Origin of the sequence: Streptomyces pathocidini, from assembly GCF_001418495.1 — a bacterium.
Classification (GTDB): Bacteria; Actinomycetota; Actinomycetes; order Streptomycetales; family Streptomycetaceae; genus Streptomyces; species Streptomyces pathocidini.
Map to the genome: position 1 here is coordinate 1 of NZ_LIQY01000298.1, position 11,703 is coordinate 11,703.

11 protein-coding genes and 2 tRNA genes are annotated in these 11,703 nt (G+C 69.8%); 10 read left to right on the forward strand and 3 right to left on the reverse strand.

Translation table 11 applies throughout. The features are described 5' to 3' along the window. On the forward strand, positions 1-308 hold a 308-nt coding region (locus tag AOK16_RS15400; protein WP_169790899.1), incomplete at its 5' end, for a biotin transporter BioY. Between the two features lie 244 nt (positions 309-552). On the opposite strand, the gene AOK16_RS15405 is transcribed toward AOK16_RS15400, so the two are convergent. Beyond that, the gene (locus AOK16_RS15405) at positions 553-1,986 is read right to left on the reverse strand and encodes an amino acid permease (RefSeq protein ID WP_055472818.1); all 1,434 of its coding nucleotides are present in this window, start codon (positions 1,984-1,986) and stop codon (positions 553-555) included. Between the two features lie 219 nt (positions 1,987-2,205). On the opposite strand from AOK16_RS15405, the gene AOK16_RS15410 reads away from it, so the two are divergent. From AOK16_RS15410 to AOK16_RS15420, 3 genes are all read left to right on the forward strand, one after another. Beyond that, positions 2,206-2,697, forward strand: a complete 492-nt coding sequence (locus AOK16_RS15410) for a ribose-5-phosphate isomerase (protein WP_055472819.1) — start codon at positions 2,206-2,208, stop codon at positions 2,695-2,697. Positions 2,698-2,704: 7 nt separating this feature from the next. Continuing rightward, positions 2,705-3,520 (forward strand): Fpg/Nei family DNA glycosylase, encoded by an 816-nt coding sequence (locus tag AOK16_RS15415; protein WP_055472820.1) that lies wholly within the window; start codon positions 2,705-2,707, stop codon positions 3,518-3,520. Positions 3,521-3,841: 321 nt separating this feature from the next. Beyond that, positions 3,842-4,984: a PP2C family protein-serine/threonine phosphatase gene (locus AOK16_RS15420; protein WP_055472821.1), complete on the forward strand. Its 1,143-nt coding sequence runs from the start codon at positions 3,842-3,844 to the stop codon at positions 4,982-4,984. Between the two features lie 159 nt (positions 4,985-5,143). Here AOK16_RS15420 and AOK16_RS15425 read toward each other — a convergent pair whose 3' ends face one another. Further along, the gene (locus tag AOK16_RS15425) at positions 5,144-6,352 is read right to left on the reverse strand and encodes an acyltransferase family protein (protein WP_055472822.1); all 1,209 of its coding nucleotides are present in this window, start codon (positions 6,350-6,352) and stop codon (positions 5,144-5,146) included. Positions 6,353-6,716: 364 nt separating this feature from the next. Here AOK16_RS15425 and AOK16_RS15430 point away from each other — a divergent pair, with 364 nt between their 5' ends. Beyond that, a complete protein-coding gene (locus AOK16_RS15430) occupies positions 6,717-6,911 on the forward strand; it encodes a hypothetical protein (RefSeq protein ID WP_055472825.1) in 195 nt (64 codons plus the stop codon). 169 nt (positions 6,912-7,080) lie between these two features. Here the strand turns inward: AOK16_RS15430 and AOK16_RS15435 are convergent. Beyond that, positions 7,081-7,154: transfer RNA gene (locus tag AOK16_RS15435), tRNA-Gly, on the reverse strand. Between the two features lie 124 nt (positions 7,155-7,278). Here AOK16_RS15435 and AOK16_RS15440 point away from each other — a divergent pair. The 5 genes from AOK16_RS15440 to clpX all read left to right on the forward strand — a co-directional run. Then, positions 7,279-7,355, forward strand: a tRNA-Pro gene (locus AOK16_RS15440). Between the two features lie 154 nt (positions 7,356-7,509). Further along, positions 7,510-8,901: a trigger factor gene (gene tig / locus AOK16_RS15445; RefSeq protein ID WP_055472823.1), complete on the forward strand. Its 1,392-nt coding sequence runs from the start codon at positions 7,510-7,512 to the stop codon at positions 8,899-8,901. Between the two features lie 265 nt (positions 8,902-9,166). Further along, a complete protein-coding gene (locus AOK16_RS15450; RefSeq protein ID WP_055472826.1) occupies positions 9,167-9,769 on the forward strand; it encodes an ATP-dependent Clp protease proteolytic subunit in 603 nt (200 codons plus the stop codon). 69 nt (positions 9,770-9,838) lie between these two features. After that, positions 9,839-10,498: an ATP-dependent Clp protease proteolytic subunit gene (locus tag AOK16_RS15455; RefSeq protein WP_055472827.1), complete on the forward strand. Its 660-nt coding sequence runs from the start codon at positions 9,839-9,841 to the stop codon at positions 10,496-10,498. Positions 10,499-10,648: 150 nt separating this feature from the next. After that, positions 10,649-11,703, forward strand: a 1,055-nt coding sequence (gene clpX / locus AOK16_RS15460; RefSeq protein ID WP_055472824.1) for an ATP-dependent Clp protease ATP-binding subunit ClpX, incomplete at its 3' end; no start/stop codon positions are given.

Genomic DNA, 11,703 nt, shown 5'->3' on the forward strand with positions numbered 1-11,703 from the left:
GCACGGCCGCGGCCGTCGCCCCCTCCTTCGGCTACGTGCTGGGCATGCTGCTTGCCGCCACCGTCGTCGGCGCCCTCGCCCGGCGCGGCGGCGACCGCGGCGCCCTGCGGACCGCGGGCACGATGGCGCTGGGCTCCGCGGTGATCTACGCGGTGGGCGTCCCGTACCTGGCCGTGGCCGCGGACCTCTCCGCTCCCCAGGCCCTCGCCGCGGGCCTGGTCCCCTTCCTCATCGGCGACGCCCTCAAGGCCGCCCTCGCCATGGCGGCCCTGCCCACCGCCTGGAAACTCGCGAACAAGCGCGGCTAGCCGGCGGCCGCGCGGGCGGTCTTGAACGGGCTGCGGCCCGTTCGAGACCGCCGAACCCCGCCGTGGGGGTTGCCCGCCGTCGCGGCGGGTTTTCTCTCGCGGTGGTGAGGAGCGGGGGACCGGGTCCGGCGGTGCCGGACCCGGCCCTGGTGCGGTCAGGCCACGCCGACCGGGCGGCACAACGGGCCGGGGCCCGCACCCAGTTGACGTGGGTGCGGGCCCCGGCCCGTAACTGCTGCGTGGCTCAGGGCCTACGGCCGGCGCCCATCCGGTCGCGGACCAGGGCGATGGCGACGACGACCGCCGCGACCAGCAGGGACAGCACGACCTGCTGGCGCCCGGCGTCGTCGGTGAGCATGTACACCAGCACGAACGAGATCATCGCGATCGTCGCCCACGTCAGATACGGGAACAGCCACATCCGCACGATCAGCTTCTCCGGCGCCTCGCGCAGGATGATCCCGCGCATCCGCAGCTGCGTGAAGCAGATGACCAGCCAGACGAAGAGCGCGACCGCGCCGGAGGAGTTCAGCAGGAACTCGAAGACGGTGTCCGGCCACTGGTAGTTGAAGAACACCGCGACGAACCCGAAGACGACCGACCCCAGGATCGCCGCCTGCGGCACGCCCTTGGCGTTGGTGCGCGCGAACGCCTTCGGCGCGTCCCCGCGCTTGCCGAGCGAGAACGCCATCCGGGAGGCGGTGTAGAGGCCCGAGTTGAGGCAGGACAGCACGGCCGTCAGCACGATCACGTTCATGACCTGGCCCGCGTGCGGAATGCCGATCGAGTCCAGCGCGGCCACGTAACTGCCGTGCTCGGCGATCGCCTTGGAGTCCCACGGCAGCAGCGTCACGACGACGAAGATCGAGCCCAGGTAGAAGACACCGATCCGCCAGATCACGCTGTTGGTGGCCTTCGTGACCGCCCGGCGCGGGTTCTCCGACTCACCGGCGGCCAGCGTGACGATCTCGCTGCCCATGAAGGAGAAGACGACCATCAGCACACCGGTGAGGATCGCGCCCGCCCCGTTGGGCAGGAACCCGCCGTGCGAGGTGAGGTTGGCCAGCCCCGCGGACTCGCTCTCCGAGCCCGGCAGCACGCCGAACACGGCCAGCCCGCCGAGCACGATGAACGCGGCGATCGCCACGACCTTGATGCCCGCGAACCAGAACTCGAACTCGCCGTACGAGCTGACGGACACCAGGTTCGTCGCCGTCAGCACGACCATCACGATCAGCGCCCAGGCCCACTGCGGCACCGCCGGAACCCAGCCTTCCAGGATGACCGCGCCCGCGGTCGCCTCGACCGCCAGCACCACGACCCAGAAGAACCAGTACAGCCAGCCGATGGAGAACCCGGCCCAGCGGCCCAGCGCCCGGTCCGCGTACTCGGAGAAGGAGCCGGAGGCGGGGTTGGCGGCGGCCATCTCGCCCAGCATCCGCATCACGAAGACGACCATCAGGCCGACCAGCGCGTAGGACAGCAGGATGCCCGGGCCGGCGGTGGCGATGCCGGAGGCCGAGCCCACGAAGAGGCCGGCGCCGATGACACCACCGATGGCGATCATGGAGAGGTGGCGGTTCTTCAGGCCCGGCTTGAGCCCGTCGGGGTTCTGGCCGCCGGAGTCCGGAGTTCCCGGATCCGCGGTCGGCCGGGTGGCCGTGGGGTGCGCGCTCATGGCAACGATCCTTCAGCTGTCTTGGCTAGCTGTCTTGGCTGGCTCCGAGCCCTGGGGGCGGTCTCGGAGTCTCTCGGGTTACGAGCCTCGCCAGTGAAACCCAGGAGAAGCTCAAGGAAAACCTTTGAATCCGGATCGTTGCATTCGAGCGCGCCTTCGCATGTGACACACACCACCCGCAGGCGGCCACCCGCCCGAGGCCGTGCCACACTTCCCCCCATGCGCGTCTACCTCGGCTCCGACCACGCCGGCTTCGAACTCAAGAACCACCTCGTCGAATGGCTGCGGGCCCACGGCCACGAGCCCGTCGACTGCGGCCCGCACCTCTACGACGCCCAGGACGACTACCCGCCCTTCTGCCTCCGCGCGGCCGAGCGCACCGCCGCCGACCCCGGCAGCTTCGGCATCGTCATCGGCGGCTCCGGCAACGGCGAGCAGATCGCGGCCAACAAGGTCAAGGGCGTACGGGCCGTGCTGGCCTGGAGCGAGCAGACCGCGGCCCTCGGACGCGAGCACAACGACGCCAACGTCATCAGCGTCGGCGGGCGGATGCACACCCAGGACGAGGCAGTGAAGTTCGTCGAGGTCTTCCTGAACACCCCGTACTCCGGCGAGGAGCGGCACTCCCGCCGCATCGCCATGCTCACCGCGTACGAGAACACCGGCGAACTGCCGCCCGTCCCGGCCCACCACCCCCAGCAGGAGGGCTGAGCGCCGGATGCCCGAAGGGCACACGATCCACCGGCTGGCCGCCGACCACTTCGCGAGGTTCGGCGGCCGGTCCGTGCAAACCGTCAGCCCGCAGGGGAAGTTCGCGGACGGCGCCGCACTGCTGGACGGCGCCGAGCTCACCGCGACCGACGCCCACGGCAAGCACCTCTTCCTCGGCTTCGGGCCCCCCGGCTGGGTCCACGTCCACCTCGGCCTCTACGGCACCTTCCGCTTCGGCGAGGGCCCCGCGCCCGCACCCGTCGGCGCGGTCCGCCTCCGGCTGACCACCCCCGAGGCGTACGCGGACCTGCGCGGCCCGACGACCTGCGCGCTGATCACCGACGGCGAGAAGGCCGCGATACACGACCGACTGGGAGAGGACCCGCTGCGCCCGGCCGGCGACGGTTCGGCGGCCTGGTCCCGGATCAGCCGCAGTCGTACTTCGCTCGCGGCGCTGCTGATGGACCAGAAGGTCGTCTCGGGCGTCGGCAACGTCTACCGCGCAGAGGTCCTCTTCCGCCACGGCATCGACCCCTATCGGCCGGGCCGCGAGACGCCCCGGGCCCAATGGGACGCCATCTGGGGCGACTTGAGGGAGCTGATGCGGGAGGGCGTGCGCACCAACCGCATCGACACCGTGCGCCCCGAGCACACCCCCGAGGCCATGGGCCGCCCACCGCGCGTGGACGACCACGGCGGCGAGGTCTACGTCTACCGGCGGGCGCGGCAGCCCTGCCACGTGTGCGGCGACGAGGTCCGCACCGCCACCCTCGCCGCCCGCAACCTCTTCTGGTGCGCCACCTGTCAGCGCCCGGGAGCCTGAACCCCTCGCCTGGGAGCCTGAACCCTCCGAACGGCAGCCCCGACTCCCGGAAGCCGTACGCCATCCGTACCCTCCGGCACGGACAGGGTGACCCGGGCCGCGTCCACCTCCGCGTACAACCGCGGCGGGTGACGCCGTATCCGAACCGGCCATAGCCCCCGCGGCGCCGTGAACCCGTCCCCACCAGCGGCCGCCCGCCCCGGCGAGCGTGATTCCGCCCACCCCGGGCGGCCGGAAACCGCCGCGGCCCGCGGCCGATTCGGCGCAACGCCCGGGGTGCCCCTGCAAAGCCACAGGAAGGGTGGATAGGGTCCCGGAGCAATGGCACGCGTCGCGGGAGCAGAGACCCTGACGGCCCGGATGCGCAGGAGGTCGCACCGGGTCCGCATCGGCCTGCGCCGCGCCGGGGTCGACCACTTCCGCGGCGACGCCACCGACTGGGCCGCGCTGGCCGCCCTGCTCCTCGCCGTCCCCGCCATCGTGGCCGGAACGATCGCGGTGCCCGACTGGTGCCCGCCCGCCACCCTCGTCCTGCCGATCGTCCTGGGCGGGCTGCTGCTGCGCCCCGCGAGCCTGCTCCTGCTGTACGGCGGTTCGGCCGTGGGCCTGATCGTCGAGGCTGCCGCCCTCGGCCCGTACAGCCAGGGCCCCTCGCGCGTGACGCCCGGCACGATCCTGCTCGTCGGTGTGATCGGCTTCGTGGGCCTGGCCATCGCCCAGTTCCGCAGCCGGGTCGGCGTGCCGTGGCGGCGCGGCGGCACCATGCTGTTCGACCTGCGCGAGCGCATCCGCGTCCAGAGCAAGCTGCCCGCGCTGCCCAAGGGCTGGCACCGCGAGATGGCGCTGCGCCCGGCCGGCGGCCAGTCCTTCTCGGGCGACTTCGTCGTCGCGGCCCGTACGAACGGCGGGCGCACCCTGGAGGTCGTCCTCACCGACGTCTCCGGCAAGGGCATGGACGCCGGCTCCCGCGCCCTGCTGCTCTCCGGTGCCTTCGGCGGGCTGCTCGGCTCGCTGCCGCCGCACGAGTTCCTGCGCGCCGCCAACGGCTATCTGCTCCGCCAGGACTGGGACGAGGGCTTCGCCACCTCGGTCCACCTCGTACTCGACCTGGACACCGGCGACTACGAGCTGCTCTCCGCGGGCCACCTGCCCGCGCTCCAGCTCAACGCGGGCACCGGCCGCTGGGAGGAGAAGGCCGCCGAGGGCCCGCTGCTGGGCGTGTACGACGGGGCCGAATTCGACCCGACCAAGGGCACGTTGAACTCCGGCGACGTGCTGATGCTCTTCACCGACGGGCTGGTCGAGTCCGCCGAGCGCGAGCTGACCGAGGGCATGGACCGGCTGACCGGCGCCGCCGACCGCTACATCGCCTCCGGCTTCCACGGCGCGGCCTGGCACCTGATCGAGGCGGTCGCGCGGGACGTCAACGACGACCGGGCGCTGCTGCTGCTCTGCCGCGACTAGCCCGCGGACCCCGGGGCACCCGTACGCCCCGGCATGAGGCACCCGTACACCCCGGCCTTGAGACAGCCGTACACCCCGGCCTGAGGCATGGGGACATGGGGAAGGCCCCGGAGCAGCGCCGAGCGCTCCGGGGCCTCACCATCCCGTACGGCCGTGTGCTCAGGCCGACTTGGCCGCCTTCGCGCGGTTGCGGGCGATCTCGGCCGCGTCCCGCTTGAAGGCCCACTCCATCCTCGGCTCCATCGCGAACCGGAACATCCGCTGGACGGGCGGGGTGCACAGCACCGTCACCACGGTTCCGGCGATCAGGGTGACGACGATCGCGCCGAGCGGGGTGTGCAGCCACGCGTAGTCCTCGAACCAGCCCCAGAAGCGCGAGCCCTTGGCGAGGAAGCCGTGCAGCAGGTAGCCGTACAGCGTCCCGGCGCCCAGCACCGTGAACCACATGTGGCGGCGCGGCACCCAGGCGAAGAAGCAGGCCACCAGCACCATCGAGCAGCCGAACAGCGCGAAGGTCATGATCGGTCCCGACCACCACGGGGCGGTCAGCTCCTGCGCGCTGTCGCGGTGGTAGAACCACGCCGACGACATCCGCGGCGCCGCCCAGTACGCGACGGCCAGCGCGACCGCGAGGATCGGCACCGACAGGATCCGCACCTCGCGGCGGCGCATCAGCTGGAAGTGCTCGGGCTTCATGATCAGGCCGATCACGAAGAAGGGCAGGAACTGCAGAACCCGCTGGAGGTCGAGGTCGTCACCGATGTCGGGCGAGACCGACGCCAGCGCGGCGACCGCCAGCGCGAGCGGCAGCGGCCAGCGGACCACCTTCCACAGCGGGGTGGACAGCCGCCACACGAACAGGGCGACCAGGAACCAGGTCAGGTACCACGGGTCCAGCAGGCTGAAGGGCTGCCCCGGGTCGTCGTCCGCCCACCGCTTGAAGAAGGTGTACGCGACCTCGAACAGGACGTACGGCACGGCGATTCCGGTGATCAGGCGCCTGAGCCGGTCGGGCCGCATGTCGAAACTGCGGGAGAAGTAGCCGGAGATGATGATGAACGCCGGCATGTGGAACGAGTAGACGACCATGTAGAGCGCCTCGGCGGCGCGGCTGTCGTCGGTGAGCGGTTCCCAGGAGTGGCCCATCGCGACCAGCACGATGGCCAGGTACTTGGCGTTGTCGAAGAACGCGTCGCGCTGCTTCGGCCGCCCGCCCTTCGCGCCGGGGCCGCCCTTCGCGCCGGGGGCGCCCCGGTGGTCGGCCGAGGGGCCGTTCCCCGCCGCCGGGGTGGTGGGCGGCCCCGCCGACTCCCGGGCCGGGGGGAGCGGAGTCCGCTGATAGCCGTGCGGGCTCAGTGAATGCGTCACAGGCCCTCCCACCACGAACTGGGGGAGACGATCCTGGACCGCACTGCGCATGCGGGGGTCAGGGCAGCGTGAAACATCTGAGGCACGATAGCGCCGCCCCCGCCATCCGTAAAACCATCAGAGGCCATGCCGTCAAGTGCCTGAATTGTCAGGATTGATATCCCTTAAAAGGGTCAAATGGCCTCGTGGGTCCCGAAGGGGAGACGACCGTTCCGGGACTCGGGTGTGACGCGTTCCGCGCACCGACGAAGCGTCATCGGGGGGCGATCCAGGGCAGGTTGGTGGCACGATGGTCGAAGCGGGGGCGTGCGGGGCATGTTCCCCCAGGGCCGGTGAGGCGTTTCCGACCGAGGGTGTGATCCGTGTGGCCATATCGCTGTCCGTCGTGGTGCTGTTGTTGATCGTCTTGGTGGTCATGATCCGCGGAGGCTCGATCAAGGCGGGCCCGGCCGTCGTGGCCGCGCTCTTCGGCTTCTTCCTCGCCTCGACGGACATCGCGCCGTCGATCAACCGCTTCCTCAACTCGATATCCGAGACGATCAGCCAGATCAGCTTCTGAGCGGCCGGACCGGCTTCCGTTCGGGAAGCCGGCGGGTCCGACCGGGAAGCCGGGCCGAGGGGCTGGGCCGAGGAGTCGGGCTGCTGAGGAGTCGGGCCGAGGGGCCGGGCGGAGAAGAAAGCAAAAGCGAGAAAGCAAAAAGCCTCCGGCTCGACCGAGCCGGAGGCGGTGGAGCGGGCGACGGGAATCGAACCCGCGTAGCCAGTTTGGAAGACTGGGGCTCTACCATTGAGCTACGCCCGCGCGCGCCGACGATCTCCAAGAACGCGGCACGGACTGCATCGTAGCGGGTCCCGGCGCCTCGGCGCACACTCCGTATTGCGGCAGCCGCCGCCCGGCCGGGCATGTACCCTACGTGTCGCACCTGCGGGGTGTGGCGCAGCTTGGTAGCGCGTCCGCTTTGGGAGCGGAAGGTCGTCGGTTCGAATCCGGCCACCCCGACCATCATGATCACGTTATGGGGCCCGTCCCGCTTGCGGTTACTATGCAAGCTGCGTGCCCGTGTGTCTCTCTGACCGGGCCGACCCGCCGAGATCCAGCAGACCGCTGGGATTCGGCAGCAGTACCCCCGAGAAGTCAGCCCCAAGGAGACCGAACCGTGAAGAGCGCCGTGGAGACCCTGAACCCGACCCGGGTTCGGCTCACTGTCGAGGTGCCCTTCGAGGAGCTCAAGCCCAGCCTCGACGCGGCGTACAAGAAGATCAACCAGCAGGTCACGGTGCCGGGCTTCCGCAAGGGCAAGATCCCTGCGCGCGTCATCGACCAGCGCTTCGGCCGCGGTGCGGTCCTCGAGGAGGCCGTCAACGACGCGCTGCCGAAGTTCTACAGCGAGGCCGTCAGCGAGGGTGAGCTCAACCCGCTGGGCCAGCCCGAGGTCGACATCACCGAGCTCAAGGACAACGAGCTCCTCGCCTTCACGGCCGAGGTCGACGTCCGCCCGACCCTCGAGATCCCGGACTACTCCGGCATCGAGGTCGAGGTCGACGCGGTCGAGGTGTCCGACGAGGACGTCGAGAAGTCCGTCGAGCAGCTCCGCGAGCGCTTCGCCTCCACCGCCCCGGTCGAGCGCGCCGCCGCCGAGGGCGACGTGCTGACGATCGACCTCGAGGCCAAGGTCGACGGCGAGGTCCTGGAGGACGGCGTCGCCCAGGGCGTCAGCTACACCATCGGCTCCGGCGAGCTCCTCGACGGCATCGACGAGGCCGTCACCGGCCTGGAGGCCGGTGGTTCCGCCACCTTCACCTCCGAGCTCAAGGGCGGCTCCGCCGCGGGCCGCGAGGCCGAGGTCAAGGTCGACGTCACCGCCGTCCAGGCCCGTGAGCTGCCCGAGCTGGACGACGAGTTCGCCCAGCTGGCGAGCGAGTTCGACACCCTCGAGGAGCTGAAGGCGGACAGCCGCCGGCGCCTGGAGGAGGGCAAGAAGTACGAGCAGGCCACCCAGGCCCAGGAGAAGGTGCTCGACGCACTCATCGAGCTGGTCGAGGTCCCGATCCCCGAGAAGCTCCTTGAGGACGAGGTCCGCACCCGCAAGCACAACCTGGAGAACCACCAGCTCGGTCAGATGGGCCTGACCCTGGATTCGTACCTCAAGATCCAGGAGAAGACCGCCGAGGAGTTCGACGCCGAGCTGAAGCAGCAGGCCGAGAAGGGCATCAAGACCCAGTTCATCCTCGACGAGCTGGTCAACAAGGAGCAGCTGTCGGTCGGCCAGGAGGAGCTCACTGAGCACCTGATGCGCCGTGCGCAGTCCTCCGGCATGAGCCCCGACCAGTTCGCCCAGGCCGTCGTCGAGGGCGGCCAGGTGCCGATGCTCGTCGGCGAGGTCGCCCGCGGCAAGGCCCTCGCGGTGGTCGTCGAGGCCGCCACGGTCAAGGACACCAACGGCGAGGTCGTGGACCTGGACGACGAGGACGAAACCGCCGAGACGGTCGAGGCCGAGTCGGCGGAGGCCCCCGCCGCGGAGTCCACCGGGGACAAGCCGGAGGCCTGACCTCCGAGCGGCCGGAACCGGCCCGAACGCCTGACGACGGGCCCGGACGCGCACGGCGCGTTCCGGGCCCGTCGTGGCAGCTCCGCGCCATCCCCCTGCGCTCACAGCGAACAGTTCACCAACCGGGATGGCCGCCGCCGACCAGCGCGTTAGGGTCCGTAGGTATGAGGGCAGGGGAGTCCCCATCGGGGGCCCCAGGTCCGGACGAAGACGCTGACGGCGCGCAGCCGTCACACAACGAGCAGGTGGATACGTGACGAATCTGATGCCTTCCGCCGCGAGCGAGCCGACTTTCGGTACCCACGGCGACCAGGTCTACAACCGGCTGCTCAACGAGCGGATCATCTTCCTCGGCCAGCCCGTCGACGACGAGATCGCCAACAAGATCACGGCGCAGCTGCTGCTCCTTGCCGCGGACCCGGACAAGGACATCTACCTCTACATCAACTCCCCGGGCGGCTCGATCACGGCCGGCATGGCGATCTACGACACCATGCAGTACATCAAGAACGACGTGGTCACCATCGCCATGGGCCTCGCCGCCTCCATGGGCCAGTTCCTGCTGAGCGCCGGCACCCGCGGCAAGCGCTTCGCGCTGCCCAACGCCGAGATCCTCATCCACCAGCCCTCCGCGGGCCTGGCGGGTTCCGCGTCGGACATCAAGATCCACGCCGAGCAGCTGCTGCGCACCAAGAAGAAGATGGCGGACCTGACCGCGTTCCACACCGGTCAGACCGTCGAGCAGATCACCCACGACTCCGACCGCGACCGCTGGTTCTCCGCCGAGGAGGCCAAGGCGTACGGCCTGGTCGACGCGGTCATGGACACGGCCACGGGCATGCCGGGCGGCGGTGGCACCGGGGCCTGAGCCCCGATCGCAGGCCTCGTACTGCCGACCCCAAGACCACCGATCGCCACCAGGATGGTGAAGGACCAGATGAACAACTTCCCCGGCAGCGGCCTCTACCAGGGCCCGGTCGCCGAGTCCCGCTACGTTATTCCGCGCTTTGTCGAGCGCACCTCGCAGGGCGTGCGCGAGTACGACCCGTACGCGAAGCTCTTCGAGGAGCGCGTGATCTTCCTCGGTGTGCAGATCGACGACGCCTCCGCCAACGACGTCATGGCGCAGCTGCTGTGCCTGGAGTCGATGGACCCGGACCGGGACATCTCGATCTACATCAACTCGCCCGGCGGCTCGTTCACCGCGCTGACGGCGATCTACGACACGATGCAGTTCGTGAAGCCCGACATCCAGACGGTCTGCATGGGCCAGGCGGCCTCCGCCGCGGCCATCCTGCTGGCCGCCGGCACCCCCGGCAAGCGGATGGCGCTGCCCAACGCCCGTATCCTGATCCACCAGCCGTACAGCGAGACCGGCCGCGGCCAGGTCTCCGACCTGGAGATCGCCGCCAACGAGATCCTGCGGATGCGCTCGCAGCTGGAGGAGATGCTGGCCAAGCACTCCACCCAGCCCATCGAGAAGATCCGCGACGACATCGAGCGTGACAAGATCCTCACGGCCGAGGAGTCGCTCGCGTACGGTCTGGTGGACCAGATCGTGTCGACCCGCAAGACGACTGTCGGTCTGGCCGGCTGACGCAGGGCTTGGTCCTTCCCTTGGACCGGTCACGGTCAAGTGAACCGGTCCAAGGGGGGCCCGCACGGGGGGCCCGGCAAGGTACCGTCGATAGGCAAGCACCCGGGTCTGCGCAAGCGTTGCAGATCCCAGGCGAAGGGGAAGCACCTCGTGGCACGCATCGGTGACGGCGGCGACCTGCTCAAGTGCTCGTTCTGCGGCAAGAGCCAGAAGCAGGTGAAGAAGCTCATCGCAGGCCCCGGGGTGTACATCTGCGATGAGTGCATCGATCTCTGCAACGAGATCATCGAGGAGGAACTCGCCGAGACCTCCGAGGTGCGGTGGGAGGAACTCCCCAAGCCGCGCGAGATCTACGAGTTCCTCGAGGGCTACGTCGTCGGCCAGGAGGCCGCGAAGAAGGCCCTGTCGGTCGCGGTCTACAACCACTACAAGCGCGTGCAGGCCGGCGAGAACGGCCAGCACAACCGCGACGACGGCATCGAGTTGGCGAAGTCCAACATCCTGCTGCTCGGCCCCACCGGCTCCGGCAAGACGCTGCTGGCCCAGACGCTGGCCCGGATGCTCAACGTCCCGTTCGCCATCGCCGACGCCACGGCGCTGACCGAGGCGGGCTACGTCGGCGAGGACGTCGAGAACATCCTGCTGAAGCTGATCCAGGCCGCCGACTACGACGTCAAGAAGGCCGAGACCGGCATCATCTACATCGACGAGATCGACAAGGTCGCGCGAAAGAGCGAGAACCCGTCGATCACCCGCGATGTCTCCGGCGAGGGCGTCCAGCAGGCGCTGCTGAAGATCCTGGAGGGCACCACCGCCTCCGTGCCTCCCCAGGGCGGGCGCAAGCATCCGCACCAGGAGTTCATCCAGATCGACACCACCAACGTGCTGTTCATTGTGGGCGGCGCGTTCGCGGGCCTGGAGAAGATCATCGAGTCCCGGGCGGGCGCCAAGGGCATCGGCTTCGGCGCGACCATCCGCTCCAAGCGCGAGATCGAGGCCAGCGACCAGTTCCAGGAGGTCATGCCGGAGGACCTGGTGAAGTTCGGGATGATCCCGGAGTTCATCGGCCGCCTCCCGGTCATCACCTCGGTCCACAACCTCGACCGCGAGGCGCTGCTGCAGATCCTGGTCGAGCCGCGCAACGCGCTCGTCAAGCAGTACCAGCGGCTCTTCGAACTCGACGGCGTGGAGCTGGACTTCGACCG